29 protein-coding genes are annotated in these 26472 nt (G+C 68.2%); 12 read left to right on the top strand and 17 right to left on the bottom strand.

The window, feature by feature from the left end:
- Nucleotides 1–24: 24 nt before the first annotated feature.
- From NCO8_RS19210 to NCO8_RS19180, 7 genes are all read right to left on the bottom strand, one after another.
- Nucleotides 25–936, bottom strand: a complete 912-nt coding sequence (locus NCO8_RS19210; RefSeq protein WP_067641403.1) for an alpha/beta hydrolase — start codon at nucleotides 934–936, stop codon at nucleotides 25–27.
- Nucleotides 937–1071: 135 nt separating this feature from the next.
- A complete protein-coding gene (locus NCO8_RS19205; RefSeq protein ID WP_067641402.1) occupies nucleotides 1072–1473 on the bottom strand; it encodes a hypothetical protein in 402 nt (133 codons plus the stop codon).
- On the bottom strand, nucleotides 1466–1936 hold the full coding sequence (locus tag NCO8_RS19200) for a hypothetical protein (RefSeq protein WP_157104978.1): 471 nt from the start codon (nucleotides 1934–1936) through the stop codon (nucleotides 1466–1468). Before NCO8_RS19200 ends, NCO8_RS19205 begins: the two co-directional genes overlap by 8 nt.
- 34 nt (nucleotides 1937–1970) lie before the next feature.
- On the bottom strand, nucleotides 1971–3155 hold the full coding sequence (locus tag NCO8_RS19195; protein ID WP_067641399.1) for an aminotransferase-like domain-containing protein: 1185 nt from the start codon (nucleotides 3153–3155) through the stop codon (nucleotides 1971–1973).
- Nucleotides 3156–3243: 88 nt separating this feature from the next.
- Nucleotides 3244–4122 carry a DUF8176 domain-containing protein gene (locus NCO8_RS19190; RefSeq protein WP_067641397.1) on the bottom strand — a complete coding sequence of 293 codons (879 nt, stop codon included), beginning with the start codon at nucleotides 4120–4122 and terminating at the stop codon, nucleotides 3244–3246.
- Between the two features lie 600 nt (nucleotides 4123–4722).
- Nucleotides 4723–5757, bottom strand: coding sequence for a hypothetical protein (locus tag NCO8_RS19185; RefSeq protein ID WP_210740789.1), 1035 nt, complete (start codon nucleotides 5755–5757; stop codon nucleotides 4723–4725).
- 176 nt (nucleotides 5758–5933) lie between these two features.
- A complete protein-coding gene (locus tag NCO8_RS19180; protein ID WP_067641395.1) occupies nucleotides 5934–7331 on the bottom strand; it encodes an NAD(P)H-quinone dehydrogenase in 1398 nt (465 codons plus the stop codon).
- Nucleotides 7332–7541: 210 nt separating this feature from the next.
- On the opposite strand from NCO8_RS19180, the gene NCO8_RS19175 reads away from it, so the two are divergent.
- The gene (locus NCO8_RS19175; protein ID WP_067490738.1) at nucleotides 7542–8006 is read left to right on the top strand and encodes a gamma-glutamylcyclotransferase family protein; all 465 of its coding nucleotides are present in this window, start codon (nucleotides 7542–7544) and stop codon (nucleotides 8004–8006) included.
- A gap of 51 nt (nucleotides 8007–8057) precedes the next feature.
- Here NCO8_RS19175 and NCO8_RS19170 read toward each other — a convergent pair whose 3' ends face one another.
- From NCO8_RS19170 to NCO8_RS19160, 3 genes are all read right to left on the bottom strand, one after another.
- Nucleotides 8058–9221, bottom strand: a complete 1164-nt coding sequence (locus tag NCO8_RS19170) for a M20 family metallopeptidase (RefSeq protein WP_067641624.1) — start codon at nucleotides 9219–9221, stop codon at nucleotides 8058–8060.
- Nucleotides 9222–9346: 125 nt separating this feature from the next.
- Nucleotides 9347–10549, bottom strand: a complete 1203-nt coding sequence (locus tag NCO8_RS19165) for a M20 family metallopeptidase (protein WP_067641393.1) — start codon at nucleotides 10547–10549, stop codon at nucleotides 9347–9349.
- A gap of 49 nt (nucleotides 10550–10598) precedes the next feature.
- Entirely contained in the window at nucleotides 10599–11300 is a 702-nt protein-coding gene (locus tag NCO8_RS19160) for an enoyl-CoA hydratase-related protein (RefSeq protein ID WP_067641392.1), read from the bottom strand.
- 234 nt (nucleotides 11301–11534) lie between these two features.
- On the opposite strand from NCO8_RS19160, the gene NCO8_RS32555 reads away from it, so the two are divergent.
- Nucleotides 11535–12314: a purine-nucleoside phosphorylase gene (locus NCO8_RS32555; RefSeq protein WP_067641390.1), complete on the top strand. Its 780-nt coding sequence runs from the start codon at nucleotides 11535–11537 to the stop codon at nucleotides 12312–12314.
- A complete protein-coding gene (locus NCO8_RS19150) occupies nucleotides 12315–13817 on the top strand; it encodes a phospho-sugar mutase (protein ID WP_067641388.1) in 1503 nt (500 codons plus the stop codon). It abuts the gene before it with no gap.
- Here the strand turns inward: NCO8_RS19150 and NCO8_RS19145 are convergent.
- Nucleotides 13804–14181, bottom strand: a complete 378-nt coding sequence (locus NCO8_RS19145) for a DUF4913 domain-containing protein (protein WP_067641386.1) — start codon at nucleotides 14179–14181, stop codon at nucleotides 13804–13806. The two genes, NCO8_RS19150 and NCO8_RS19145, sit on opposite strands and share 14 nt — an antisense overlap.
- A gap of 42 nt (nucleotides 14182–14223) precedes the next feature.
- Nucleotides 14224–14847 (bottom strand): uracil phosphoribosyltransferase, encoded by a 624-nt coding sequence (gene upp, locus NCO8_RS19140; RefSeq protein ID WP_067641384.1) that lies wholly within the window; start codon nucleotides 14845–14847, stop codon nucleotides 14224–14226.
- Between the two features lie 142 nt (nucleotides 14848–14989).
- On the opposite strand from upp, the gene NCO8_RS19135 reads away from it, so the two are divergent.
- Genes NCO8_RS19135 through NCO8_RS19115 form a run of 5 tightly spaced genes read left to right on the top strand, consistent with a single transcriptional unit; the run spans nucleotide 14990 to nucleotide 18387 of the window.
- On the top strand, nucleotides 14990–15310 hold the full coding sequence (locus NCO8_RS19135; RefSeq protein WP_067490775.1) for a hypothetical protein: 321 nt from the start codon (nucleotides 14990–14992) through the stop codon (nucleotides 15308–15310).
- A complete protein-coding gene (locus NCO8_RS19130) occupies nucleotides 15307–16434 on the top strand; it encodes a C40 family peptidase (protein WP_067490777.1) in 1128 nt (375 codons plus the stop codon). Before NCO8_RS19135 ends, NCO8_RS19130 begins: the two co-directional genes overlap by 4 nt.
- Nucleotides 16431–16784, top strand: coding sequence for a hypothetical protein (locus NCO8_RS19125; protein WP_067490779.1), 354 nt, complete (start codon nucleotides 16431–16433; stop codon nucleotides 16782–16784). Before NCO8_RS19130 ends, NCO8_RS19125 begins: the two co-directional genes overlap by 4 nt.
- Nucleotides 16781–17134: a YbaB/EbfC family nucleoid-associated protein gene (locus tag NCO8_RS19120; protein ID WP_166655760.1), complete on the top strand. Its 354-nt coding sequence runs from the start codon at nucleotides 16781–16783 to the stop codon at nucleotides 17132–17134. Before NCO8_RS19125 ends, NCO8_RS19120 begins: the two co-directional genes overlap by 4 nt.
- 20 nt (nucleotides 17135–17154) lie before the next feature.
- On the top strand, nucleotides 17155–18387 hold the full coding sequence (locus NCO8_RS19115; RefSeq protein ID WP_067490781.1) for a SatS C-terminal domain-containing protein: 1233 nt from the start codon (nucleotides 17155–17157) through the stop codon (nucleotides 18385–18387).
- 43 nt (nucleotides 18388–18430) lie between these two features.
- Here the strand turns inward: NCO8_RS19115 and NCO8_RS19110 are convergent, their stop codons facing one another.
- The 4 genes from NCO8_RS19110 to NCO8_RS19095 all read right to left on the bottom strand — a co-directional run bounded on the left by NCO8_RS19110 (nucleotide 18431) and on the right by NCO8_RS19095 (nucleotide 22021).
- Nucleotides 18431–19528 (bottom strand): adenosine deaminase, encoded by a 1098-nt coding sequence (locus NCO8_RS19110; protein ID WP_067641382.1) that lies wholly within the window; start codon nucleotides 19526–19528, stop codon nucleotides 18431–18433.
- 154 nt (nucleotides 19529–19682) lie between these two features.
- Nucleotides 19683–20189, bottom strand: a complete 507-nt coding sequence (locus NCO8_RS19105; RefSeq protein WP_067641380.1) for a hypothetical protein — start codon at nucleotides 20187–20189, stop codon at nucleotides 19683–19685.
- Nucleotides 20190–20206: 17 nt separating this feature from the next.
- A complete protein-coding gene (locus NCO8_RS19100; RefSeq protein WP_174550345.1) occupies nucleotides 20207–21493 on the bottom strand; it encodes a thymidine phosphorylase in 1287 nt (428 codons plus the stop codon).
- Between the two features lie 126 nt (nucleotides 21494–21619).
- Nucleotides 21620–22021, bottom strand: a complete 402-nt coding sequence (locus NCO8_RS19095; RefSeq protein ID WP_067641620.1) for a cytidine deaminase — start codon at nucleotides 22019–22021, stop codon at nucleotides 21620–21622.
- A 289-nt stretch (nucleotides 22022–22310) separates the two neighbouring features.
- Between NCO8_RS19095 and sdhC the strand changes: the two genes are divergently transcribed.
- Genes sdhC through NCO8_RS19075 form a run of 4 tightly spaced genes read left to right on the top strand, consistent with a single transcriptional unit; the run spans nucleotide 22311 to nucleotide 25708 of the window.
- Nucleotides 22311–22715 (top strand): succinate dehydrogenase, cytochrome b556 subunit, encoded by a 405-nt coding sequence (sdhC, locus tag NCO8_RS19090; protein WP_067490789.1) that lies wholly within the window; start codon nucleotides 22311–22313, stop codon nucleotides 22713–22715.
- A 2-nt stretch (nucleotides 22716–22717) separates the two neighbouring features.
- Entirely contained in the window at nucleotides 22718–23152 is a 435-nt protein-coding gene (locus tag NCO8_RS19085) for a succinate dehydrogenase hydrophobic membrane anchor subunit (RefSeq protein ID WP_067490791.1), read from the top strand.
- Between the two features lie 16 nt (nucleotides 23153–23168).
- Nucleotides 23169–24938 carry a succinate dehydrogenase flavoprotein subunit gene (sdhA, locus tag NCO8_RS19080; RefSeq protein ID WP_133733979.1) on the top strand — a complete coding sequence of 590 codons (1770 nt, stop codon included), beginning with the start codon at nucleotides 23169–23171 and terminating at the stop codon, nucleotides 24936–24938.
- Nucleotides 24938–25708, top strand: coding sequence for a succinate dehydrogenase iron-sulfur subunit (locus NCO8_RS19075; protein WP_067490793.1), 771 nt, complete (start codon nucleotides 24938–24940; stop codon nucleotides 25706–25708). The genes sdhA and NCO8_RS19075 overlap by 1 nt, the downstream gene beginning before the upstream one ends.
- A 120-nt stretch (nucleotides 25709–25828) precedes the next feature.
- Here NCO8_RS19075 and NCO8_RS31430 read toward each other — a convergent pair whose 3' ends face one another.
- Nucleotides 25829–26044 (bottom strand): hypothetical protein, encoded by a 216-nt coding sequence (locus NCO8_RS31430; RefSeq protein WP_157104977.1) that lies wholly within the window; start codon nucleotides 26042–26044, stop codon nucleotides 25829–25831.
- Nucleotides 26045–26472 lie beyond the last annotated feature (428 nt).

Genomic DNA, 26472 nt, shown 5'->3' with positions numbered 1-26472 from the left:
ACGGGCCGTGGTCGCCCCGACCGATCAGAGCGGGCGGACCGAGTCGATGACTTCCCGCACCGTGTCGGCCAGCTGCGTCAGCCCCGGCTCTTCGATGGGGAAGTGACCACATCCCTCGAGCAACACCGCTCTCGTGTCGGCGGCGATCCGGTCGAGGAACCGCACGCTCAGTTCCGGCGGCGTCCACCGGTCCGCCGCCGGGTGGACCAGCGTGACCGGCGAACCCTGATAGTCCTGTGGAGGTGTGTGCTCGAACAAGAGGAAGTCCGTGAGAAAACCGACGGGGATCCACACGCCGCCGCCTCTCGGGTCGCTGCCACAGTGTCGCGACAATGCCGGGTCGAGGCTCATGTTCGCCATATCGACCATCCATCGAATCGGCAGGCGCACACCGCTCGCCACTCGCCCCGCACCCGAGAGGACGCCACGCGGCAACGCGCCCAACGCCTTCCAGCGAGCAGCCGCCCGGCGCGCGGCCGGGTCAGCAGGGTCGAGCAGGCAAGTCGCCACCACATGCGCGACCCGCCCGGTCCGCGCCGCCACCTCGTATGCGAGCATCCCACCGACACTCGCGCCGAACAGCACGAGCGGCCTGCTGTCGGATTCGGTTTCAGCACAGACGAAGTCGCTCACCAGCTCCACCCAGTCGCGATACCGCACCGACGTGGGCTTCGGCTCGACGGTGTCGCCGTAGAGCGGAAGATCCAGCGCCGCGACCGATACACCCTCCCCCGCAGCGATTCCGAGCAGCGGCCAAACCAACCCCGCATGCCCACCCGCCCCGTGCAACGCCAACACCCGAACAGCCGCGTCCCCACGCTCCGCCCTGGCCACATGCACCCTGCGCCCCCGCCACTCCCACCACGTCGACTCCGGCTCGACCACCTTCTCCCGATACCGAACCGGCAGGAACTTCACATAACTCGAATACTCCATACGCACAGAATCCGGCCCCGAATACCCGCTGCCAACTCGCATTCACGACCCGAAACGGCCGCAAAACACCCCACTGAGCAGCGCCATCGCAAAACACCGACGACTGTGCTCGCATTTTCATACCGAAATCCGGCTTCAGTGGCTTCCGAGGTCGATGGTCAGGATCTTGACCACCGGGTGGGCGTCGCCACGCTCGCCTTCTTTCGTGTCATTGCAATACTGGTAGTCGATTCGCCCCGCTCCGCTGATCTCGTAGTGGATCGTGCGGGAATATCCGGGCCATTTCGGGCCGTGATGCTTGCCTCGCAGGAGCGTTGAGGAGCCGACACCCGGAGGCTTCCCCGGTGTGGTCGCCACGTGCTCCCAGAACTGCTGGGCTGAAGTGATGCCGACCCGATCGACCAGTTCGTTCCAGGTGTCCAAGTACTGCCGGTGTACCAATACCCGGTAGGTCGGCTTGTTCGCCGGACGGCCACCGGGGGCGCGCGCGGCGACGAAAGGACGGTAAGAGCCGGGTTCCGGGTCTCGGTCAGTCATCGTCTCTCGATCGGGGTGGTTCCACCTCGACGAACTCGGAATCTTGCGGTGAACCGATATGGACAGCACGGCGCGCCGAATCGCGCATGACCGCGGCTGTGGTCACCCAGGCGTGCAATGCCTCCCGGAGCGGCGCCGGGTCTTCCGAAGCGACCGTGAGCACTACCGCGTTCCGGATCTCGGCCAGCGCTTCTGCCCGGTCGTCGGGATCGAATTCGGCCAGCCAGGCGAGGCCACCCAACTCGACGGGCTCGGGGGTAGCGGTGCGTGCCAGAACTGCTTCGGCGGTGAACAACTGGGTGGTCACCGCGACAGCTTCGTGCAGTGCGGCGATGCGCTGCGCTGCGAGCATGATCAGCACTGATCCATCGGTGTCGCGCAGCGAAGCGGACGACCGCTTGGCTTCGTCGAGAAACTCGCGGCGGCGAGCGCCTGCTAGATCACTGACCTGATACATGGGCATGCCATGATGCTAGCAGGATCATGGCATCGCATGCTCAGGCGCTGGTTGTGGCTGCTCTTGCCAGGCGGTGGACGGCTTCGGTGAGGGTGGGTTCGTCGGAGGTGGTGAAGCAGAGGCGCATGGAGGTCTGGTAGGCGTCGGTGACGGCGAAGGCGGCGCCGGGGACGTAGGCGACGCCTGCTTCCAGGGCGGTGGGGAGCAGGGTCGAGGCGTTGGTGCCGTCGGTGAAGTCGGCCCAGATGAACATGCCGCCGGTGGGGTCGGTGCAGTGGACGCGGTCGGCGAAGGTGGTGCGCAGGGCGGCGACGAGGGCGCGGGCGCGGGTGCCGTAGGCGGCGCGGATGGTGTCGACGTGGGCGGTGAGCCAGTCGGTGTCGGTGAGCAGGTCGGTGGTGATCTGGTGGGTGAGGGCTGAGCCACACAGGTCGGCGCCTTGTTTGAGGAGTTCGACCGCGCGACAGACCTTTTCGGGGGCGATCAACCAGCCGACGCGCAGGGCGGGGGCCAGGATCTTGGACACGCTGGACAGCCGGATCACCTGGGGCGAGTAGGAGGCGACCGGCGCCGGGGCCGGCTGGTCGAACCAGAGTTCGCCGTAGGGATCGTCTTCGATCACCCAGAAGCCGTGTGCCTCAGCGAGTTCGGCGAGGCGACGGCGGCGCTCGGGTGCGAGGGTGACCCCACCGGGGTTGTGGAAGTTGGCGACGGTGTGGACGACGGCCGGACGCTCACCGGCTGCCAGCAGCTCCTCCAGCACGTCGACACGTAGCCCGTCGGCGTCGAGCGGCACGGCGACGATGCGCGCACCGGCCGCCCGGAACACCTGCAGCGCACCGACATACGCCGGATCCTCCACCACGACCAGGGCGCCCGGATCGAGCAGCACCTCGGCCAGCAGCGACAACGCCTGCTGCGACCCATGGGTGATGAACACCTCGCCGACCGGCACCGACCGGCCGATCTTGGCGGACGCGCGCTCGGCGATCACCGCACGCAGCGCGGGCCAGCCTGGCGACTCCGTGTACTGCAGCACCGCCGGATCACGCAGAGCCGCCTCCGCCGCGGCGGCGATCCGCTCACCCGGCATCAACGCCGCATCGGGCAGACCACCGGCAAGGCTGATGATCTCCGGCCGCGCGGTGAGTTTGAGCAGATCCCTGATCGCCGAACTCTGCAAACCGGCGAGCTTGCCCGCCAATGCTGGACTGGTCAGCGACATGGAAACCTCCGGGAACGCCAGGGGACGCGATGACCAACGATCGCACAGCATTCACCAGAATATGAAATTGTTGTCCCAGATAATGGGACTACGGGAGGGCGGTAATGGACTTGACCTGCCACTTCCCATCGGTCAGCGTGGTGACGATCTCCTGCTTGTAGACCACCGACGTACGGTCGGGATGCCACTCCCGCAGCTCCACGTCATAGACGCCGACGCCGGTCTCGCGCACCTTCACGCAGTGCGTGGTACCCCTCGGGATCTGATCGTCGATCGCCTTCTGGATGACATCGGCGGGCGAGATGGTCACCGCGTCGGGCGCGACGAACTCACGCACGCGCGCACCGGAGCGTTCGACATAGAAGGCGTATTGGAAGCCGAGGATCGCCCTCGCGCCCGAGGACGTGTCGCCCGGGCCGTTGCCGACGGTGAGACCCTCGTCGGCGATCGTCCGGCAGTCGGCACCCGCGGCGGAGGTGACCGGCGCCGCGGTGGGCCCGGGATCCTCGCCACCACCACGCTTGACCAGCCCGATCGTCAGCACCAGCGCGACGACGAGCAGGACCGCGGCCACGACACCGCCGATGATCCAGCGCATCCGGTTGTCGGGCTCGGACTCCTCGGCGACCGGCGCGGTCGGCGTCTTCGGGGCGAGCCTGCGGGCGATGGGGTCGTCGGCCCAGGACAGGCCGGGTTCGGGCGGCTTGGGGACGCCGCCGTCGTCGTCGGGGCTGTTCCACCAGGCCCGATCCTCGGCGTCGTTGTCCTTGGCCGGTGCGCGCGGCGGTTCGGGGGTGCGTTCCGGCTCGGTGACCCGCTGCTGGCGCGGCGCGGAGTTGCGCCGGATGACCTCGGTCTCTTCCTTCCCGGAAGTCACCGGCACCGAATCGCCGAACACCGAGCTACCGGCGGCGGAAGCGTCGGCGCCGAAACGCACCGTCGGATCGGCGGGCGGGGTGGGTCGCACGGGCGGCGGTGTCGCGACAGCATCACCGAACGGCGAAGGACGCGGCGGCGCAACGGGATTCGCCGGAGGCGGCGTGGCCCCACCGAAAACGGAGGTCGGTGCCGAAGAACGAGGCGGCGCAGGCGGACTCGTGGGCGGCGGCGTGGACACGGCATCGCCGAAGACGGATGTCGGAGCCGAACGACGCGGCGGCACAACAGGATCGGACCCGCGCGGCGGAACAGGCCCATTCGGCGGAACGTTCCCGGCGGGAGGCACCGGACCAGGAGCGGCGGGCGGAACGGGGCCGGCCGGGGGCATCGGCGCACCCACCGGCGCACCGAACGGCCCCGGCGCGGGCGCGGAGCCCGGCTGCGCGGGTCGCCAACCGACCTCCGGCAGCGGTCCCGGCGGAGCGGGCGGCGGCACGGCGAGCGGACCACCGAAACCGGCGTCGTCGACCGGCGGCCCGAAATCGCCTACGGGAGGACCGAATTCACTCGCGGGCCGGTTACGGCCGCGCTCGTTCTCGTCATCCTCGGTGGCCACAGTCCCATCCTTTCCCCAGGACACACGTGTGGGGCGGTCGCCATCCGACCGCCCCACACGACGTACTGCGTGTCAGTACTGGAGCGAGCCACCCCACTGAGTGGTGACACCCGCGACGTTGATCGTCTGCAGCAGCTCCCCCGGCACCGGAAGTGTAGCCTTCGCGGCCTGTTCCATCGCGGCGGCACCGCCCGGCTGAGCCTTGATCCAGTTCTCGACCGCCGCCTTGGCCAGGTTGGCCTGGGTGGTGTCGAGGACGGTGACCATGGTGTTGTCGGGGCGGCCGTCGCCACCGTTGAAGGTGGTGACCTTCACCGAGTTCTCGCCGACGTACTCGACCGCCACACCGGCGTCACCGAAGCCGCCACCCGGCGTGCGGTAGCCGATGGTGCCGACGTAACCGGACGCGTTGTTGTAGTGGTGGGTGTTGGCCAGCACACCCGGCAGCAGCGAACCGCCGTCGACGGTGACGCCGACTTCCTGGTGCGGGCCTTCCATCTCGACGACCGGCGCGGCGGGCGCGTTGGCCAGGCGCGGCGCCTGCCAGGCGGGCTCCTGCGCTTCCTGCGGCTCCTGCACCAGGGTCTCGGGGCCGTCTTCGGCACCACCCTGCGCCTGCGGGGCGGCGGGCTGGTTCTGCGAAGGCTGCGCGGGCGTCTGCTGGGCGGGGGTGCCGCCCTGCTGGCCCGGCGCGGCCTCTTCCGGCTTCTCCGGGTTGTTCACGGCGGGCTGGGCGGGGTTGCCCTGACCGGCCTGACCCGGCACCGGCAGCGGCGCGGTACGCGGGGTGGTGGTGACGCCCGGCTGGCTCGGCGTCGGCTTAGCCTGCTCCGGCTCCTCCGGCGCGGGGGTGGTGACACCCGGCTGCGCGGGGGTGGGCTTGGACTCGCCCGGCTTCACGTTCTCCGGGGTCTCCGGCTGCTTCTCTTCAGGAGTGACCGTCTCCGGCGTCTCTCCCGGCTGCTGGCTCGGGGTCTCGGTGCCCGGCTGCGCAGGAGCCGGAGTCGCGGGTGTGGTCGGCTGGTCGCTGGGGACCGCGCCGGCCGGAGCCGCGAGGAGGGTCGCCACGGCCGCGGCGGCGGCCAGGGGCAACGACGTGCTTGCCATCGCTCGCTGCGCCCGACTCGGCTTACGATGCTTCACTTTTCGCTAATCCCTTTCCCGGAGGGAATCCCCCACAATCCACCACGCGCTCGCATTCGAACGCGCCTCGGCCGTGAGTCAACCATATGAGCGCGAGACAGGCAACGCGGCAGTAGCTTTCGGATATCGGCCGTGGGGGCTCAGTCCAGGTCGTCGTGGCGCATCAGCAAACGACCGGCTTCGGTGACCGATCCGGTGAGCGACGGGTACACCGAGAAGGTCTGCGCGAGGTCGGTGACGGTGAGGTTGTTCTGCACCGCGAGCGCGATCGGCAGGATCAGCTCCGAGGCGATGGGGGCGACGACCACACCGCCGATCACCACACCGGTGGCCGGGCGGCAGAAGATCTTGACGAAGCCCCGGCGCAGCCCCGACATCTTCGCGCGCGGATTCGTGTTGAGCGGCAGCATGACCGTGCGCGCGGGCACCTCACCGTTGTCGATGGCGGTCTGGCTCACACCGACGGTCGCGATCTCCGGACGGGTGAACACCGCCGAGGCGACTGTCTTGAGCCGGATGGGGCTCACCCCCTCGCCGAGCGCGTGGTACATCGCGATCCGGCCCTGCATCGCAGCCACCGAGGCGAGCGGGAGCAGGCCGGTGCAGTCACCCGCCGCGTAGATACCCGGCACCGAGGTGCGCGATACGCGGTCGACACGCAGGTAGCCGTTGTCGAGTTCGATACCGACCCGGTCGAGACCGAGATCGGCGGTGTTCGGGGTGGAGCCGACGGTCATCAGGGCATGGGTGCCGGTGACGGTCCGCCCGTCGGACAGCTTCACCACGATGCCGTCGGCCGTGCGCTCCACGGCGTCGGCGCGGGCGTGCTTGACCAGTTCCACACCGCGTTCGGCGAGGGCTTCCTCGAGCACGAGTGCGGCGTCGGCGTCCTCGCCGGGCAGCACACGGTCGCGGCTGGACACCAGCTTCACCCGCACACCCATCTCGGTGTAGGCGGAGACGAATTCGGCACCGGTGACACCGGATCCGACCACCACCAGGGTCTCGGGCAGTTCCGGCAGGTCGTAGAGCTGGCGCCAGGTGAGGATGCGCTCACCGTCGGGTTCGGCGCCGCGCAGCACCCGCGGGCTGGCGCCGGTGGCGATGAGCACCACCTCGGCCTCGAATTCCTCGGTGCTGCCGTCGGCCGTGGTGGCACGCACACGATGCGCCAAACCGGCTGCGGGACCGACCAATTCACCGCGCCCGGCCAGCAGTTGGACGCCCGCGGCCTGCAGTTTGGCGCGGATGTCGGAGGACTGGGCGAGGGCGAGCGCCTTCACGCGGCCGTTCACCTCGGGCAGGTTCACCTTCGCCTGGCTCGCGTCGAGGGTGATGCCGAGGTCGCGGGCGCGGCGCAGATCGGTACGCAGACCGGTGGAGGCGATGAAGGTCTTCGACGGAACGCAATCCCACAGCACACAGGCGCCACCGATGCCGTCGGCATCGACCAGGGTCACCGAGGCCCCGTGCTGGGCGGCCACCAGAGCCGCCTCGTATCCCGCCGGTCCACCGCCGATGATCGCAATCCGTGCCACCAGTCACGCTCCTGTGCTCGCCTGATCGGGCATCGCCCCTTGTGAGGGCCGCCCGCGCTGTCGCCCCATCATTTCAGGTGCGCCGTGACGCGACCGGGTCGGCTCGGTGAACAACGTTCGGCGTGTTCGCCGTCACCGCCGAGTGTGACAGTGAGCCGATCTGGGTGGGAGACAGGAATTCCGCGCGGTTTATTGGCTACAGTTCCTCAGGTGCCGATCTATGCCGCTTACGGGTCCAACATGGACTCCACGCAGATGCTGGAACGCTGCCCGCATTCGCCCATGTCGGGGACCGGGTGGCTGGAAGGTTGGCGCCTGACCTTCGCCGGTGACGACATCGGCTGGGAAGGGCCGTTGGCCACCGTCGTCGAAGATCCGGGCTCCCGGGTGTTCGTCGTCCTCTACGACGTGTCCCCGGAGGACGAGGAACGCCTCGACCGCTGGGAGGGCTCCGACTTCGGCATCCACAAGAAGATCCGGCTGCGGGTCACCGGCACCCAGGGCGAGTCCCGGCTGGCCTGGCTGTACGTGCTCGACGCGTACGAGGGTGGGCTGCCGTCGGCGCGTTATCTGGGTGTCATCGCCGATGCCGCCGAGAAGGCAGGCGCACCCGAGGACTACGTGCACGCCTTGCGTACCCGCAACAGCAAGAATGTGGGTCCGGGGTCGGCCTGATCCGACCCCCGAACACGGGGAGTGCGTCACCTACCGCACTCCCCGCCGCCCTCAGGCCTGCAGCACGATATTCGTCAGTGTCCGCACGCCGACGGCCAGCGCGCGTTCGTCGATATCGAACGTCGGCTGATGCAGGTCGAGTTGCTCGCCGGTGCCCGACCAGACGCCGAGACGCGCCATCGCGCCCGGCGCGTGTTCCAGGTACCAGGAGAAGTCCTCGCCGCCGCCCGACTGGGGGGTGTCGGCCAGCGCGTCTGCACCGATCGCCAGGACGGCGTTCTCGAACATCAGGGTCGAGGCCGCGTCGTTGACCACCGGGGGTACGCCGCGCTTGTAGTTGAGCTGGTACCGCACACCGGTCGGCGCGAGCAGGCTGTCGACGATCTCGCGGACCAGCGGCTCGAGCAGCAACCACGTGGGATGGTCGCCGGTGCGGACGGTTCCGGTGAGCATGCCGGTCTGCGGGATGGCGTTGGGTGCCTTGCCCGCGCTCACCGCGCCCCACACCATCACGGTGCTGGTGCGCGGATCGACCCGCCTGCTCAGCAACCCGGGCAGCCCGGTGATGACGGTGCCGATGGCGTACACCAGGTCGCTGGTGAGATGCGGCCGGGACGTATGCCCGCCGGGCGAGTCGAGCACGAGTTCGACGGTGTCGGCCGCCGAGGTGATCGCCCCGGTCCGCAGCCCGACCTTGCCCACTTCCAGCCGCGGGTCGCAGTGCAGCGCGAAGATCCGGTCCACACCGTTCATCCCGCCCGCCGCGACCACGTCGAGCGCGCCGCCTGGCATCACTTCCTCGGCGGGCTGGAAGATCAACCGCACGCCGACGGGCAGGGTGTGTTCGGCCTCGGCCAGCGCGAGCGCGGTCCCGAGCAGCACCGTGGTGTGCGCGTCGTGGCCGCAGGCGTGCGACACACCGGGCACGGTCGAGGCGAAGCTCAGGCCGGTGAATTCCTGCATCGGCAGGGCGTCCATGTCGGCGCGCAGGGCGATGCGCGGCCCGTCGGACGGTCCGAGATCACAGATCAGGCCGGTGCCTCCGGGCAGCACCTCCCAGGTCAGGCCCGCCTTGGTGAGCCAGCCGGAGACGAACTCGGTGGTGGCGAACTCCGCCCGCGACAACTCGGGGTTGGCGTGGATGTGCCTGCGCCATTGCACCAGGTCACCGGTGTGTTCGGCCAGCCATGCGTCGACGATCTCGGTTCCCGACATCATGGTTGGTTCGGCGGCCGGCCTGGTCGGGAACACCGTGGGCTCACGCATCACCGACGGGGTGGCGACACCCATCGATAGAGCGTCAGCGCCTGCGCGTGCGGTGCCCGAATGGCCGGAAATACTCACCGAATGTCCTCCTGTCGTTCGATCAGACGTTGCAACAACCTGTCCCTGTGTACTTCATCGCGCGCGATCGCGACAGCGGTACGCGCCAGCGCGAGCGCACCGTCGATCACGGCCCGATCCGCCGAGGCGTTCACCGCGGCCGCCGCGAAGTCCGGTTGGTGGGTCACCGCGCCACCGGCGTCGATGCCGATCACCGGGTGGATGCCGGGGATCACGTTGGTGACGTTGCCCATGTCGGTGCTCCCGAGCGGTCGCAGCACCTCGAGCTCGGGCGCGATCGGCACCCGTCCCAAACCGGTGATCTGCGCGCGGTAGGCAGCGATGAGAACCGGATCGGGGGTGAGCTCGGTATAGGTGGGCGCGAGCGTCCGTATGTCGTGGGTGCAGCCGGTCGCCAGGGCGCCCGCCGCGAAGCATGCCTTCGCCCGGCGCATCAGGTCGTCCAGGGACGCGGCGTCGGCAGCGCGAAGGTAGTACAGCAACTCCGCACGTCCGGGCACGATGTTGGGGGCTACACCACCGTCGGACACTATACCGTGCAGCTGCTGGCCCGGCCGCAGATGCTGGCGCAGCAAGCCGAGAGCAACCTGGGTGACGGTGATCGCGTCACCCGCGTTGAGGCCGAGTTCGGGGGCGGCGCTCGCGTGCGCCTCGCGGCCGTGGAAGGTGACGGCGAGGTCGGCCAGCGCCAGCGATCGGGCGCCGACGATGTCGGCCGGGCCGGGGTGGACCATCATCGCCATCGCGATGTCGTCGAAGGCGCCCGCCTCGAGCATGAGTACTTTGCCGCCGCCGCTCTCCTCGGCGGGTGTGCCGAGCACGACGACGGTGAGGCCGAGCTGATCGGCCACTTCGGCCAGGCCGAGCGCGGCACCGGTCGAGGACGCGGCGATGATGTTGTGCCCGCAGGCGTGCCCGATCTCGGGCAGCGCGTCGTATTCGGCACAGATGCCGACGGTGAGCGGGCCGCTGCCGTAGACGGCGCGAAAGGCGGTGGGCAGCCCGGCGATTCCGGTGGTGATCGCGAAGCCGCGGGCGCGTAGCGGGGCGAGAACTTTGGCGACGCTCCGGGTCTCGTCGAAGGCCAGTTCGGGTTCGGCGTGAATGGCGTGCGACAGCCCGATCAGCTCGTCCGAGGCCGCGAGGATCGCGGTATCGGCTGCGGTCGCCGAGAATTCGCCGGTACGCGAGGGTGCCATGCACTCAGTCTCGCATCAGTGCCGCACCCGGGCGCACCGGCGAAGGACCTCAGCCGCCGAAGGGCAGGTTCTCCGGGGTCACCGGCGTGGCGAGCGCGGCGAGGGTCTCCGCGTGCAGCGAGGTCTTGATGATCGGGGTGATCGGCTTGCGCAGGCTGGTGAGCGCGGCGGCACGGGCGAGGGCGGTGGGCAGCACCTGGTCGGCGTCGGCCTTCGCGTCGACGATGCCCGCGGCGATCGCCTCGTCGGCGCCGAAGCGGTGCCCGGTGGTCATGGCCTGCACGCACACCTGGTTGCTGAGGCGGCCCTTCAGCAGCGCGTTCATGCCGATGGTGAAGGGCATGCCGAGGTGCACCTCGGGCAGCGACCAGAAGCCGCGGTCGCCGCGCATCACCCGGAAGTCGTGCGCGGAGGCCAGCATGGCGCCCGCACCGAAGGCGTGGCCGTTGATGGCGGCGACGGTCGGCATCGGGAAGGTCAGCAGCCGGGTGTAGAGGGTGTGCACGCGGTCGAGGTAACCGTGGATCTTGTCCAGGTTGCCGAACACCCAGTCGGTGTCGAGGCCGTTGCTGTAGAACTTGCCGGTCGCGACGGTGACCAGCGCCGCGGCACCCTCGGAGGCCTCGACCTTGTCGAGTTCGGCGTGGAAGGCGTCGATCCAGTCCGGCGAGAAACGGTTCTCGTTGTCGGTCTGCCCCTCGTCACCGAGGTACAGGACGAAAACTTCACCAGAGCGCTCCAAATACGGCATGCAGGGGAGAATAGTCCGCACCAGAACACTCCCCTACTCGCGGGTAGACACCTTTCCCAGCCCGCACATCCCGACCTCGAGGAGGGATCGCCGCGCAGCGGCGGTCGGCGGCCGTCCCGACGATCAGGTGCCGTGGCGTAGGCGACGAAGGAGCAAGCAACGGTGCCTGATCGTCGGGACTTGCGGGGCCGCCGACTCGAGCGCGCCAGCGCTCCAGGGACATAAGCTATCCCCATGCTTGCCGAACAGGCCGCCGAGGCTATCGCCGAACGTACGGGAGTGCCGCGTCATCGCGTGGCCGTGGTGCTCGGATCGGGGTGGCAGCAGGCCGCGGCCGAGATCGGTGCGCCGCATGCCTCGATCGCCATGCCGGAGCTGCCCGGCTTCGGCAGGCCGAGCGCGCAGGGGCACGGCGGGATGGTGCACTCGGTCACCGTCAACGACAACAATGTGCTGCTGCTGATGGGCCGTCAGCACCTGTACGAGGGCTACACACCCCAGCAGGTGGTGCACCCGGTGTCGGCGGCGATCGCGGCCGGTGCGGAGATCGTGCTGCTCACCAATGCCGCGGGCGGGATCAGGGGTGGGCTGCGGGTGGGCGAACCGGTCCTCATCGCCGACCACCTGAACCTCACCGCCCGCACCCCGCTGGAGGGGGCACGGTTCGTCGACCTGGTCGACGCGTGGGACCCCGAATTGCGCACGCTGGCAAAGGAACTCGACCCCTCGCTCGGTGAAGGCGTGTACGCCGGACTGCTCGGGCCGCAGTACGAGACACCCGCCGAGATCCGCATGCTTGCCACTCTCGGCGCCGACCTGGTCGGAATGTCGACGGTGCTGGAGGCCATCGAAGCCCGCTCACGCGGGGCGCGGGTCCTCGGCATCTCGCTGGTCACCAACCTGGCCGCCGGGGTCACCGGCCAGCATCTGTCGCATGCGGAGGTGCTGGCCGAGGGGCAGGCCGCCGCGCCCCGGCTCGGCAAACTGCTGCGCGGCATCCTGGAGCGGGTGTAGATGCTGCGCTTCGGGACCGCGGGCCTGCGTGGCCCGTTGCGTGAGGGACCGGACGGGATGAACGTGACCACCGTGTCGCGGGCGACCGCGGGCCTGGCCGACTGGTTGCGGGCGCGGTGTCTCGGCGGCGGTGCGGTGGTGGTCGGGCGCGACGCCAGGAACGGTTCCGCCGAATTCGCGACCGCGACAGCCGAAATCTTCACGGCCGCGGGCTTTCCCGTGACCCTCTTGCCCGAGCACGTCCCTACGCCGGTGGTGGCGTTCGCGGTGCGTGAGCTGGGTGCGGTGGCGGGCGTGCAGATCACCGCCTCACACAATCCCCCCGCCGACAACGGGTACAAGGTGTATCTCGACGGTGGCTCACAGCTCATCGCACCGGCCGATACCGAGATCGAGCAGTACATCGAGAAGGTCGTCGAACCGGTTGCGCGGGCTGCTGTTTCACCGTCCGGAGCCGAACTGGTCGACCGGTACCTGGCGCGAGTCGCCGAACTGCCCGGTGTGCTCGGCGGGCCTGGGGCGCGGGCCGAGGTGCGGATCGCCTTGACTGCCATGCACGGTGTGGGCGGCGACCTCGCCGTGCGGGCGCTGCACGCCGCGGGTTTCACCGATGTGCACGTGGTGGACGAACAGTTCGCCCCCGACCCCGACTTCCCGACCGTCGCCTTTCCCAATCCGGAGGAGCCGGGAGCGGCCGATCTGCTGCTCGCTCTGGCCGAGCGGGTGGGCGCCGACGTGGCGATCGCCCTGGATCCCGACGCCGACCGGTGCGCCGTCGGCGTGCCGGGACCGGACGGCTGGCGCATGCTGCGCGGCGACGAAACCGGTGTGCTGCTCGCCGATTACGTGCTGCGCACCGCTTCCGACGACCCGCTGGTCGCCACGACAATCGTTTCCTCGCGCCTGCTCTCGAAGCTGGCGCCCGCACGTTCGGCCCGTTACGCCGAGACCCTCACCGGCTTCAAATGGTTGGCCAGGGCGGGTGACGGCCTCGTGTACGCCTACGAGGAAGCCATCGGCCACTGCGTCGACCCGTCGAAGGTCCGCGACAAGGACGGCATCTCCGCCGCGGTGGCCGCCGCCGATCTGGTCGCCCTGTTGAAGGCGCAGAACCGCACCCTCCTCGACGAACTCGATTCCTACGCGGTCGAATTCGGCCTCCACGCAGGCGATCAAGTGTCGCTGCGCCTACCCGACCAGGCCGCGGCAACAACCCTCGCCGCCGCCCTGCGCACGAACCCACCCGTCGAGATCGCGGGCACACCGGTGAAATTCACCGATCAGGCCCAGGTCCGCAGCCGAATGCGTACCGACGCACTGATCTTCGAGGCCGACGACTTCCGCATCGTCGTCCGGCCGTCGGGCACCGAACCGAAATTGAAGTGCTACCTGGAGGTCTTCGCCCCCGTCACCGCCTCGGCGGCCCTGCCTGCCGCCCGCACCGCCGCCAGAACCCGCCTCGACGAACTCGCCCACTTCTGCCGAGCGCTCAGACCTGCTTGAACATCGAAAAGCCCCAGGACTCCGGCATCTCGACGGGCAGCGCCGAACTGTCCTGATGCCCATCCTCGACCGAGCAGCGCCGGAAGGGGCCGTTCGGGGCCGTCAGCCGGCTGACGTGCGGGTCGGCATGGTCGAGCAACCATGTGCTCATGGCTGGCCCGCCCCGCGCACGGTAGTACTCCCAGGCACGCCACAGGGCGTCGAGTCGCACCGCGGCACCGGGATGGCACCACCACTCGGGGCACCACCGCAACGGTTCTCCCCGCCGATAGGCCAGGTCGTCTCCGTACAGCACGACGAAGTACTCCGCGACCCACTCCGCCACCGAGTCGTACGCCTGCGGCGGCAATTCCGAACTCCCCATGTCAAGCAGGGTCGCACGAAATCCGTTCGGTGGTAAGCCGATTCAGCGGGGACCGAATTGGCGGTCGCCCGCGTCGCCGAGGCCGGGGACGATGTAGGCGTGTTCGTTGAGTTTCTCGTCGACGACGGCGGTGACGAGGCGGACGGGCAGGCCCGAGTCGGACAGGGCGGCAACGCCTTCGGGGGCGGCTACGACGCAGACGGCGGTGATGTCGGTGGCGCCGCGGGCGACGAGGAGTTCCAGGGTGTGGATCATCGAGCCGCCGGTGGCGAGCATGGGGTCGAGGACGAAGACGGGGAGATCGGTCAGGTCGGTCGGCAGGGATTCCAGGTACGGGACGGGCTGGTGGGTTTCCTCGTCGCGGGCGATGCCGACGAAACCGACGCGGGCCTGTGGCACGAGATCGGCGGCGGCGTAGACCATGCCGAGACCGGCGCGCAGGACCGGGACGAGCAGCGGTGGGGCGGCCAGGCGGACACCGTCGGTGACGGCGACCGGCGTGTTGATCGGTTCGCGGACGACGGGCGCGTCACGCAGGGCCTCGTACATCAAAATGCCCGTGAGGTCGGCCAATGCGTTGCGGAAGGTGGCGTTGTCGGTGCGGGCGTCTCGCATCGTGCTCAGCAGAGTGGCGGCGAGCGGATGGTCGACGGTGTCGGTGCGCATGAAAAAACGATAGGGTCACCACGCGCTTCCGGTGCGTCCGCTGGGGAAATTTCGCGGAAGAGGGAACCGAACGCGGAGCCGGTGCGTCGAATCAGGTGAATGACGTACTCTGCCCGGGAACTCGAGGATTGGGGGAAGTTCGATGGTAAAGATGTCGGCCGATGCCGAGGGCATCGTCGCCTATAGTGCGACCGCCGGAACCATGTCCACCGAATTCGCCACGGCGGCGGCCGCATCGGTGGCATCGAACCCGGCTCTGCTCGGCCCGGTGATGGGACTCATCGGCGGCGATTTCGTCACCGCCTACGCCGCCGCCCAGGCCGGTCACGTCGCCGCGATCGCCCAGCTCTCGGCCGTGATGGCCAGCATGGGCACCGCAACGGCAGGCGCCGCGACCACCCTCGTCGACACCGACACGGGCAATGCCGCCGCCATCGAATCGGCAGCGGGCGAACTCGCATGATCGACCTCAGCGGACTGGCTCAACCCCTGTACGACCTGCTGTCCAGCTTCGGTAGCGGTGTCCTCGGCACCGGCGGCGCGTCCGACGGCCTGCGCAGCACCTCCGCCGAGATCGACCAGATCTACCAGCTCGGCCGCACCGGCATCAATGCGGTGAACACCGCCTGGGACGGTCTGGCCGTCGACGCGGTCACCTCGAAGGCGCTGCGCGTGCAGACCTCCTCGGCCACCCTGTCCGACACCGGCAACGAGATGGCCACCGTCGTCGACCAGGCCGCCGCGTATGTGCAGACCGGGCAGAAGGAACTCGACGGGATCGTCAACTCCTTCCTCACCGAGGTTTCCGCGCTCAGCCCGGTCCTGGCCACCCCGGCGGGCCTCACCGCCGTCGTCGCCTCGGCGATCGACCACATCGGCCAGGGCATGGGCGTGGTCGGGCGGGTGCAGGACGAACTCGGCACCCAGACCGCCGCCATCAAGGAACTCACCCCGGCACCGTCGAGCACGCCCCTCGCCAACACCGCCAACCTGTCGACCTCGGCCGCTTCCACGCTGCTGTCCACCGCGACGAGCGCGGGCGGTTCGATGCTGAGCGCGGTGTCGTCGGGCCTGTCGACGGCCATGGGCGGCGGCGACTCGAGCAGTTCGGGCGGCACGAGCACCGGCAACTCGACCAACAACGGCAAGACCTCGACCCCCACCGGCTCGTCCACGGGCTCCACCGGCACCGGCGTCAAGGTCACCCTGCCCGACGGCAGCGTGGTCGAAGCCCCCAACGAGGAAGCCGCCACGGCCGTGCGCTCGGCCATCGGCGCGGTCGGCACCCCGTACGTGTGGGGCGGCAACGACCCGGGCTCGGGCATCGACTGCAGCGGGCTCACCAAGTACGCCTACGGCGAGGCCGGGGTGGAGCTGCCCCGCCTCGCCCAGGAACAGCACATCGGACACCCACAGGTGTCACCCGGTGACCTGATGCCCGGTGACCTGGCCGTATGGGACGGCCACGTCGCCATGGTCGTCGGCAACGGGCAGCTCGTCGAGGCGGGCGACCCGGTCTCGATCAGTTCGATCCGAACGGAGAACAGTGGCATGGAGTTCTACGGCTTCTACAGGCCTACCTCATGAGCGAAACCCCGATCCCCGAGGTTCCCAATGTGGAAACCGCGGTCAGCACCAACCGGTCGGGCACCATCTCGGTGCGTGCGACCAGCATGGGGCTGCCGATCGCGCTCAAGTTCGAGCGCAGCGAATACCAGTACGGCGCGCAGGCCCTCGCCGATGAGATCCTTCGCCTGACCAGGCGTTCGACCATCGCGGCCGCCGCGCGCCTGCGTGAGGTGTACAGCGAGCAGGCAGGCATCCCCGATGCCCTGCTCGACAAGATGAACCTGCCGACCCGGCGTCAGGCCGTCGACGAGCTCGACCGCATCGACGACGCCGACACCGGTCAGACGAGCTGGATGAGGCCCCTGTGAGCGCGGAGATGGACGCCCTCGTCGCGGGCGTGACCGAGAAACTCGAGGCGCTCGAGGCGGCGCTGTACGGGTTGAAGCAGGTCAACGGCAAGTTCACCACCGAGGACGGGCTGGTCACCGCCGAGGTGAACAGCGACGGCGCGCTGGTCGATCTGCGCCTGGACGAGGGCATCACCGCCCTGCCGCCGGCGGAGGCCGCGCAGCTGATCCTGTCGGCGTGCAGACAGGCCACCGAGACCGCGGGCGAAGCGCGCTCCAACATCATTGCGACACTGAACGAATCGCTCACCGGCGGCACTGCACACCCGCCGGGGGAATTAGCACCCGGGCCGGATAGTGCGCGGCGCTGAAGCTCGATAGGCTTCGCGTCATGGCTTCTGGAGACATCGTCCCGATCGAGCTCGGTCTGACCGATGGCGATCTCGTCACCCTGTGGGCACCGCGCTGGCGTGACGGTGACGACGAGTACATGGCGTTCCTCGGACACGAGGACGACCTCTACGGTTTCGAGTCCGTTGCGGAGTTGGCGGCGTTCATCCGCACCAACACCGACAACGATCTCGTCGAGCATCCGTCGTGGGCGGTGGTCGCCGGCCTCTCGGCCGCCGAACTGGAGCCGGAGGACAACTTCACCTTCGATCTGGTCTCCGTGCCCGAGCTGGCCGCGGGCGAACCCGACGGCGAGGTGGTCGGCGAGCTCGAGGACACCCTGGCCATGGTTCGCAACATCGGCGACGTGTGCGAGCTCGACGTGGTGACGGCGTTCTTCGACGACAACCCGGTACTCGGTGTGCTGGCCAACGGCGTCGGCACCTTCACCGGGCGCGACGGCGAGGAGCTGTGGGACCAGGTCGGTGCCGCCATCGTCAAGGGCTGGGACGACGTGCTCGACGCGATCGACAGCATCGTCACCACCCCCGAGGTGGATGCCGCGGCGGTCGAGGTCGCCGAGGCCGAGCTGCTGGCCGCCGAGGAGAACGTGGTCGACGCCGACGACGTGGTCGAGGAGGACGAGGAGTTCGAAAGCGTCGACCTCACCGCCGACGACGAGGACGAGACCTTCTGGCACGAGGTCGGCATCGACCCGGTCAAGATCGTCACCTCCGACGGTGAGCACTTCACCCTGCGCTGCTACCTCGACGACGAGCCGATCTTCCTCGGCAACGGCCGCACCATCACGGTGTTCGGTTCCGAGCGCGCGCTGGCCCGCTACCTGGCCGACGACCACGAGCACGAGCTGGCCCGGGTGTCGACCTTCGGCGACGTGCAGACCGCCGCGGTCGACGGCTCACTCGAGGTGGAGGTGAGCGACGAGAACGTCTACGTGCTCACCGGCCTCGTGGAGGACCTGGCCGAGGGACCGGAGGCCGTCGACATCGAACAGCTCGACCTGGCTGTCGAATTGTTCACGGACGCAGCCGATTACGCCGACGACGACAGCGTGGAACAGGCGCTTGCCGCGTCGAACCCGCTGGGTTGGTACGTCTCCTACCTGCTCAACCCGGACCCGAACCGGCTGGCCCCGAACCCGCCGTTCACGGCCGAGGCCCAGCAGTTCCGCGAACTGCAACGCGCCTTCGAAGCACGGCTGGTCAGCGAGTAGCAAGACGAGAAGGGTGGCACCGAGGAGGTGCCACCCTTCTTCGTCAGCCGACCAGGACCGCGTAGCGCGGTTTGATGATCTCGTCGATGATCTTCAGGCGATCGGGGAACGGGATGAACGCCGACTTCATGGCGTTGATGGTGAAGCGTTCCAGGTCGCTCCAGCCGTAGCCGAAGGTTTCCACCAGTTTGAGCATCTCCTGGCTCATGGTGGTGTCGCTCATCAGCCGGTTGTCGGTGTTGACGGTGACCCGGAACCGCAGCCGGGCCAGCAGGTCGAAGGGGTGCTTGTCGAGCGAGGGCACCGCACCGGTCTGCACGTTCGACGACGGGCACAGTTCCAGCGGAACCCGCATGTCACGCACGTAGTTGGCGACGATCCCGAGCTGGGCGTCCTCGATGGCGCCCGGCACGCTGATGTCGTCGGTGATGCGCACGCCGTGCCCGAGACGGTCGCACCCGCAGAAGGCGAGCGCCTCGTGGATCGACGGCAACCCGAACGCCTCCCCCGCGTGAATAGTGAAGTGCGCGTGGTTGACTCGCAGATATTCGAAGGCGTCCAGGTGCCGGGTGGGCGGGAAACCGGCCTCGGCCCCCGCGATGTCGAACCCGCCGACCCCGCTGTCGCGGAAGCGCACCGTGAGCTCCGCGATCTCCCGGGAACGCGCGGCATGCCGCATGGCGGTGAGCAGGCATGTCACCCGGATGATGTTGCCCTGCTCCGCCGCGATCGCCTCCCCCTCCCGGAACCCGGCAAGGGTGTGCTCGACCACCTCGTCGAGCGTGAGCCCCTTCTCCAGATGCTGCTCGGGCGCGAACCGCACCTCGGCGTAGACCACCCCGTCGGCGGCCAGATCGATGGCACATTCCCGAGCCACCCGCCGCAAACCCTCCGGCGTCTGCATCACCGCGACGGTATGGGCGAACGTCTCGAGGTACAGCTCGAGCGACCCGCTGTCGGCGGCGTCCCGAAACCACGCCCCCAAACTCTCGGCATCCTGCGCGGGTAGTTGGTCGTAGCCGCACTCGGCGGCGAGTTCTAGCACCGTCTCCGGCCGCAGACCACCATCGAGGTGGTCATGCAGCAGGGCTTTGGGTGCACGTCGGATCGAAGCAAGGTCGAGGGGCGCCGGTCCAGTCATATCCAAACGTTAGCCGTTCCGCCTCTCCGCGTCTTCAGGCCGGACTCAGGTGCGGGGGACTTGCATCGGCGGCCAGACGATGTCGGTGGCCGAGTGAGCCCGTACCCGGCGAGTTACCCATGTTCCCGCGAGATCAGTTGGCAGGTAAAGCCGCTCAGCCGACCCCCCCGAGCACCAACTCCCCCGACTCACTCGGCGATGGCGCGCCTCGGACCCAGCGTTTGGTCCCAGGTAGCGCAGCCGCAACCGCCGTGACAATGAACAGCACGATCACCGACACCCAAACCACCACCGGAGCGTCGGCGCCGACCATGAATGCCACCACGGCGCCCAGCAACGACCCGGTGAGTACCGACGTCCGTCCGCGCGGCTTTCGGCGGCCGAGCAGGCGGGCGCCGATCAGGTTCAGCACGCCGAGCGGAGCGACGATCGCGGCCATGATCACCAGCATCACGCCCGTGACAAGCCGGAAGTCCACCTGATCCGGTTCGATCGGCTCGTTCACCACCCTGACGGCGTCGAAGATCATCAGCCCGGCGATCGCGAACGCGATCAGCGCCGAGATGAAGGCAAGCGCCCGCGCGACCGCCGCCGTCCGCCTCCCGTTGTGGCCCTCTCCCGCCCCGACCACCGACACAACGAACCTCCCGATCGTGGCCACCGGCCACGACTATTACCTCAGTCGATCCGCCCCAGCACAAGCTCGCCGGGCTTGCTCTCCGGGGTGAGTTCGATCCCCACCGCACCGTCGAGCGCGTCCAACGCGCCCGCGAAGGCGTCGGGGGTGTCCGTGTGCAAAGTGAACAAGGGCTGGCCGATCACCACCGAATCGCCGGGCTTGGCGTGCATCTCGACACCCGCGCCCGCCTGGACCTGCTCGCCTTGACGCGCACGCCCGGCACCGAGCCGCCAGGCGGCCAGGCCAACTCCCATCGCGTCGAGCCGCGTCAACACCCCGGCCGACTCGGCCCGCACCGTCTCGGTATGCCGGGCGGTCGGCAGCGGGGCGTCGGGGTCGCCGCCCTGTGCCTGGATCATCGTCCGCCAGTGATCCATCGCCCGGCCGTCGGCGAGCACCTCGGCCGGGTCGACGTGCAGTCCGGCCTGGGCAACCATCTCGCGTGCGAGGGCGAGCGTCAGCTCGACCACATCGGCGGGCCCACCCCCGGCCAGCACCTCGACCGACTCCGCGACCTCGAGCGCATTGCCTGCGGTCCGGCCGAGCGGGGTGTCCATCGCGGTCAGCAACGCGACGGTCTTCACTCCGGCATCCCGCCCGAGCTCGACCATCACGGCGGCCAGCTCGCGCGCCTCGTCGAGGGTCTTCAGGAACGCCCCGGTCCCGACTTTCACGTCGAGCACCAGCGCCGCGGTCCCTTCGGCGATCTTCTTGCTCATGATCGAGCTGGCGATCAGCGGAATCGACTCGACCGTCCCGGTCACATCACGCAGCGCGTACAGGCGTTTGTCGGCGGGGGCGAGGTCGGCGCCCGCCGCACAGATCACCGCGCCGATCTCGGGGTCGGCAAGGATCTCGCGCATCCGGGGCACGGTGATGTCGGCCTGCCAGCCGGGGATCGACTCGAGCTTGTCCAGGGTGCCGCCGGTGTGGCCGAGGCCCCGCCCCGACAGCTGCGGCACCGCCGCGCCACAGGCCGCCACCAGGGGCGCCAGCGGCAGCGTGATCTTGTCGCCGACGCCACCGGTCGAATGCTTGTCGACGGTGGGCCGCGGCAGGTCGGTGAAGTTCATCCGGCTCCCCGAGCCGATCATCGCCGCCGTCCACCGAGCGATCTCGCGCCGGTTCATGCCACGCAGCAGGATGGCCATCGCGAGGGCGGACATCTGTTCGTCGGCCACGATCCCCCGCGTGAACGCGTCGACCACCCAGTCGATCTGCTCGTCGGACAGCTCACCGCCGTCACGTTTGGCCCGAATGATCGATACCGCGTCCAGTGCCGTCATGCGGCCAGTCTGGCACGCAATATCGGCCGCGGCACTCCTCGCGCCGAGCGAGCCCCGGACCTCCGTCGACTCGGAGCAGGATCCGATCACCCTCGTTCGGGGTCGGTCACTGGCCGCCCCGTGCGATCATCGCTGCCCGGCCGCCAGATCATCGGGCCCGAACGCGTACGGCAACAGCTCGCTCAGCGCCTTGGGCCCCTCGGCATGGTCCACGAGCAGCTCGCCCCCGCCGTGCTCGAACAGCAGCTGCCTACACCGCCCACACGGCATCAGGATTTCGCCACGGGAATCGCTCACCGATACCGCCAGAAGGCGGCCCCCACCCGACCCGAATAAGTTACCGACGAGTACACATTCGGCACACAGGGTTAGTCCATATGAGACATTTTCCACATTGCAACCGCTCACAATTCGACCGTCCGTCGTGAGAGCCGCAGCACCGACCGGGAAACCCGAGTACGGGGCATACGCGCTACCCATTACGCGAATTGCCATGTCGCGCAAGGTATTCCAGTCGATTTCGGACATCGCGAACCTCCAGCCGATACCGCCGAACATGTCCGCGCGGGGGCTCGGACACCAGTATTCGGCATCGAGAAAGGTAAACCTAACTCGGCCGATTCGTGCACAACGCACGGCACGCCGAATTAGTTCCGCGAAACAGAGAGGATTAGAGTCAGCCGAAGATCGGTTCAGGTTCCCGGCGGCGGGCCAGCGCTCGAGAATACAGCGCAGCCACCTGGGCATTTGCCTCTCCACGCAGCCGGCGTCGGATCTGTGACCGGGTCCATCAACGACGTTGGAGGCACCGCACTCTATGACCACGATAGAAGCTCCGGCTCCGGCCCAGCCGAAGCGGAAGACGCTGTACCGCGGCGACCCCGGCATGTGGTCCTGGGCGCTGCACCGGATCACCGGTGTCACGATCTTCTTCTTCCTCTTCGTGCACGTGCTGGACACGGCACTGGTTCGGGTGAACCCGAACACCTATGACGAAGCCATCGAGCTCTACAAGAACCCGCTGGTCGCGCTCATGGAGATGGGCCTCGTCGTCTGCGTCCTGTTCCACGCGCTCAACGGCGTCCGCGTCATCCTCGTCGACTTCTGGTCGCAGGGTCCGCGCTTCCAGAAGCAGATGCTGTGGGTCGTGCTGACCATCTGGGTCCTGGTCTCCGCCGCCGGCGTCGGCCGCCAGTTCTTCTACCTGCTGACGGAGCACTGATCATGACCGCACCTGTCCTCGGCAAGTCCTACGACCGCCCCGCCAGCCTCGACGCGCCCCGCGCACCGCGCGGCAAGGCCAACAGCAACTTCGAGAAGTACGCATGGCTGTTCATGCGCATCTCGGGCCTGTTCCTGATCGTGCTGGTCATCGGCCACATGTTCATCATGCTGATGATCGACGGCGGCGTGAACCGGCTGAACTTCGCGTTCGTGGCCGGTCGCTGGTCCAGCCCGTTCTGGCAGTTCTGGGACCTGTCCATGCTGTGGCTGGCTCAGCTGCACGGCGGCAACGGTCTGCGCACCGTCATCGATGACTACTCCCGCAAGGACTCCACCCGGTTCTGGCTCAAGACCATCCTCGTGGTCTCGATGATCCTGGTGATGAGCGTGGGCACCTACGTCATCTTCACCTTCGACCCCAACATCACCGGTTAGGAACAGGCCACCTCGCATGAGTGAATCCCGTCCGATTCAGGAACATCGCTACGACGTGGTCATCGTCGGCGCCGGTGGCGCGGGCATGCGCGCGGCGATCGAGGCCGGTCCCCGGGCTCGCACCGCGGTCCTGACCAAGCTCTACCCGACGCGCAGCCACACCGGTGCGGCTCAGGGCGGCATGTGCGCCGCGCTGGCCAACGTCGAAGAAGACAACTGGGAATGGCACACCTTCGACACCGTCAAGGGTGGTGACTACCTGGTCGACCAGGACGCCGCGGAGATCATGGCCAAGGAGGCCATCGACGCGGTCATGGACCTGGAGAAGATGGGCCTGCCGTTCAACCGCACGCCCGAGGGCAAGATCGACCAGCGTCGTTTCGGTGGCCACACCCGTGACCACGGCAAGGCGCCCGTGCGTCGCGCGTGTTATGCCGCCGACCGCACCGGTCACATGATCCTGCAGACGCTGTACCAGAACTGCGTCAAGCACGACGTCGAGTTCTTCAACGAGTTCTACGTGCTCGACCTGGTGATGACCGAGTCCGACCGTGGCCCCGTCGCCACCGGCGTCGTCGCCTACGAGCTGGCCACCGGCGAGATCCACGTCTTCCACGCGAAGTCGATCGTGTTCGCCACCGGCGGCTCGGGCCGCATGTACAAGACCACCTCGAACGCGCACACGCTGACCGGTGACGGTATGGCGATCGTCTTCCGCAAGGGCCTGCCGCTCGAGGACATGGAATTCCACCAGTTCCACCCGACAGGCCTCGCGGGCCTGGGCATCCTCATCTCCGAGGCTGTCCGTGGTGAGGGTGGCATCCTGCGCAACGCCTCCGGTGAACGCTTCATGGAGCGCTACGCCCCCACCATCAAGGACCTCGCGCCGCGTGACATCGTGGCCCGTTCGATGGTGCTCGAGGTGCTCGAAGGCCGTGGCGCCGGGCCGAACAAGGATTACGTCTACATCGACGTGACCCACCTCGGCGAGGACGTGCTCGAGGAGAAGCTGCCCGACATCACCGAGTTCGCCCGCACCTACCTGGGTGTGGACCCGGTCAAGGAGCTCGTGCCGGTCATGCCGACCTGCCACTACGTGATGGGCGGTATCCCCACCCGCATCCGTGGCGAGGTGCTGCGCAACAACACCGACGTGGTCCCCGGCCTCTACGCCGCCGGTGAGTGCGCCTGCGTGTCGGTGCACGGCGCGAACCGTCTCGGCACCAACTCGCTGCTCGACATCAACGTGTTCGGTCGTCGCGCCGGCATCGCGGCCGCCGAGTACGCCCAGCGCACCGAGTTCGTCGAGATGCCGGAGAACCCGGCGCAGATGGTGCAGGACTGGCTGGCGCTGATCCTGTCCGACCACGGCAACGAGCGCGTGGCCGACATCCGCACCGAACTGCAGTACACGATGGACATGAACGCCGCCGTGTTCCGCACCGAGGACACCCTCAAGCAGGCCCTCACCGATATCCACGCGCTCAAGGAGCGCTACACCCGGATCACGGTGCAGGACAAGGGCAAGCGCTACAACAGCGACCTGCTCGAGGCCGTCGAGCTGGGCTTCCTGCTCGAGCTGGCCGAGGTCACCGTCGTCGGCGCGCTCAACCGCAAGGAATCGCGTGGTGGGCACGCCCGCGAGGACTACCCGGACCGCGACGACGTGAACTTCATGCGGCACACCATGGCGTACAAGGAGGGCCCGGAGCTCATCTCCGAGATCCGCCTCGACTTCAAGCCGGTGGTGCAGACCCGCTACGAGCCGATGGAGCGTAAGTACTGATGACTGCTGTAGCAGAACCGACCACGCAGAAGCCCGCGCCCGTCCCCGAGGGCTCGGTCATGGTCACCGTGAAGGTGGCCCGGTTCAGCACCGAGAACGACAAGGGCGCGTACTGGGATTCGTTCCAGGTGCCGGTCCTGCCGACCGACCGCTTCCTCAACGTGCTGATCTACATCAAGTCCTACCTGGACGGCACCCTCACCTTCCGGCGTTCCTGCGCCCACGGTGTGTGCGGTTCGGACGCGATGCGGATCAACGGCGTGAACCGGCTGGCCTGCAAGGTCCTGATGAAGGACATGCTGCCCAAGGGCGACAAGACCCTCACCATGACCGTCGAGCCGATCCGCGGCCTGCCGGTCGAGAAGGACCTCGTCGTCGACATGGAACCGTTCTTCGACGCGTTCCGTGCCGTGAAGCCGTACCTGATCACCTCGGGTAACGAGCCCACCCGCGAGCGCATCCAGTCCCAGCACGACCGCGCCCGCTTCGACGACACCACCAAGTGCATCCTGTGCGCCTGCTGCACCACCTCCTGCCCCGTGTACTGGAGCGACGGCAGCTACTTCGGCCCGGCCGCGATCGTGAACGCCCACCGCTTCATCTTCGACAGCCGTGACGAGGGCGCCCGCGAGCGCCTCGACATCCTCAACGACGTCGAAGGCGTGTGGCGCTGCCGCACCACCTTCAACTGCACCGACGCGTGCCCCCGCGGCATCGAGGTCACCAAGGCCATCCAGGAAGTCAAGCGAGCCCTCCTCTTCGCCCGCTGACCCTCCCCCGGTCCCTACAAAGGCCGCCTTCATCTTTCGATGAAGGCGGCCTTTGCCATTGGTTCCTTTCGCCTAGGAGAAAATCTCCGCCAACGATCCGGCGGTGAACACCCGCCCGACCTACCCTTGGAGCTCGTCGGCATCAACAGCTTGAACCCGTTCGTGCACAGCGCTCGGCAACGGACCGAACTTGGCAGTCATCACCTCGGCCAGCATCTCAGCGCGACCTGCGGCACGTCCACGCGCTTCCAGTCGTTCCGCTGTAGTCATCGACGGCCGCGCCCGCAATGCCGCGAGGTCGAGCGGAGCCACATCGTCGAGCAGAACTCGAACCACGGCAGATAGCGAGACATCACATCACGCGCGGAGTCGTTCAGCTCCATCAAGCCATCGAGCTGGGTAGGCGCCGTCCACCGCAAGCCCGTATGGGTGCTGTGTACGACCATCGGCAGGACATCGGGCAAGACCTGAGACCCGCAGATCCTCCGACGATGAAACTTCCCGACCAGGACCATCCCGTCGAAGTCGATGCGCGCGGCAAGTTCAACTCCGGTCGAACATCTCCGAGAAGAACAGAGGAAGGGGAATGGTCGTCCCGTCTTCGAACAACCTCTGAGTTGTTCAAACGCACGGTGACGCCACGGTGGGCCTTTGGCGAGGATTGCGCACAGCCTTACGATGGCCGAGAAGCGATGATAGCGTGGGCGGCAGTCTAGGCTGGCAGGGCCGTGGGGTGGGTATGCGAACGCTATCGAGTGCTGTTG

The sequence above is a fragment of the Nocardia coubleae NBRC 108252 genome, from assembly GCF_001612805.1.
Lineage (GTDB): Bacteria > Actinomycetota > Actinomycetes > Mycobacteriales > Mycobacteriaceae > Nocardia > Nocardia coubleae.
This window is presented reverse-complemented; position numbering and strand designations above follow the sequence as displayed.

Coding starts and splice junctions, on each gene's coding strand:
- NCO8_RS19210 (WP_067641403.1), bottom strand. CDS start 936: ATGGAGTATTCGAGTTATGTGAAGTTCCTGCCGGTTCGGTATCGGGAG.
- NCO8_RS19205 (WP_067641402.1), bottom strand. CDS start 1,473: ATGACTGACCGAGACCCGGAACCCGGCTCTTACCGTCCTTTCGTCGCC.
- NCO8_RS19200 (WP_157104978.1), bottom strand. CDS start 1,936: ATGCCCATGTATCAGGTCAGTGATCTAGCAGGCGCTCGCCGCCGCGAG.
- NCO8_RS19195 (WP_067641399.1), bottom strand. CDS start 3,155: ATGTCGCTGACCAGTCCAGCATTGGCGGGCAAGCTCGCCGGTTTGCAG.
- NCO8_RS19185 (WP_210740789.1), bottom strand. CDS start 5,757: ATGGCAAGCACGTCGTTGCCCCTGGCCGCCGCCGCGGCCGTGGCGACC.
- NCO8_RS19170 (WP_067641624.1), bottom strand. CDS start 9,221: ATGTCGGGAACCGAGATCGTCGACGCATGGCTGGCCGAACACACCGGT.
- NCO8_RS19165 (WP_067641393.1), bottom strand. CDS start 10,549: ATGGCACCCTCGCGTACCGGCGAATTCTCGGCGACCGCAGCCGATACC.
- NCO8_RS19160 (WP_067641392.1), bottom strand. CDS start 11,300: ATGCCGTATTTGGAGCGCTCTGGTGAAGTTTTCGTCCTGTACCTCGGT.
- NCO8_RS32555 (WP_067641390.1), top strand. CDS start 11,535: ATGCTTGCCGAACAGGCCGCCGAGGCTATCGCCGAACGTACGGGAGTG.
- NCO8_RS19150 (WP_067641388.1), top strand. CDS start 12,315: ATGCTGCGCTTCGGGACCGCGGGCCTGCGTGGCCCGTTGCGTGAGGGA.
- NCO8_RS19145 (WP_067641386.1), bottom strand. CDS start 14,181: ATGGGGAGTTCGGAATTGCCGCCGCAGGCGTACGACTCGGTGGCGGAG.
- upp (WP_067641384.1), bottom strand. CDS start 14,847: ATGCGCACCGACACCGTCGACCATCCGCTCGCCGCCACTCTGCTGAGC.
- NCO8_RS19135 (WP_067490775.1), top strand. CDS start 14,990: ATGGTAAAGATGTCGGCCGATGCCGAGGGCATCGTCGCCTATAGTGCG.
- NCO8_RS19130 (WP_067490777.1), top strand. CDS start 15,307: ATGATCGACCTCAGCGGACTGGCTCAACCCCTGTACGACCTGCTGTCC.
- NCO8_RS19125 (WP_067490779.1), top strand. CDS start 16,431: ATGAGCGAAACCCCGATCCCCGAGGTTCCCAATGTGGAAACCGCGGTC.
- NCO8_RS19115 (WP_067490781.1), top strand. CDS start 17,155: ATGGCTTCTGGAGACATCGTCCCGATCGAGCTCGGTCTGACCGATGGC.
- NCO8_RS19110 (WP_067641382.1), bottom strand. CDS start 19,528: ATGACTGGACCGGCGCCCCTCGACCTTGCTTCGATCCGACGTGCACCC.
- NCO8_RS19100 (WP_174550345.1), bottom strand. CDS start 21,493: ATGACGGCACTGGACGCGGTATCGATCATTCGGGCCAAACGTGACGGC.
- NCO8_RS19095 (WP_067641620.1), bottom strand. CDS start 22,021: ATGTCCGAAATCGACTGGAATACCTTGCGCGACATGGCAATTCGCGTA.
- sdhC (WP_067490789.1), top strand. CDS start 22,311: ATGACCACGATAGAAGCTCCGGCTCCGGCCCAGCCGAAGCGGAAGACG.
- NCO8_RS19085 (WP_067490791.1), top strand. CDS start 22,718: ATGACCGCACCTGTCCTCGGCAAGTCCTACGACCGCCCCGCCAGCCTC.
- sdhA (WP_133733979.1), top strand. CDS start 23,169: ATGAGTGAATCCCGTCCGATTCAGGAACATCGCTACGACGTGGTCATC.
- NCO8_RS19075 (WP_067490793.1), top strand. CDS start 24,938: ATGACTGCTGTAGCAGAACCGACCACGCAGAAGCCCGCGCCCGTCCCC.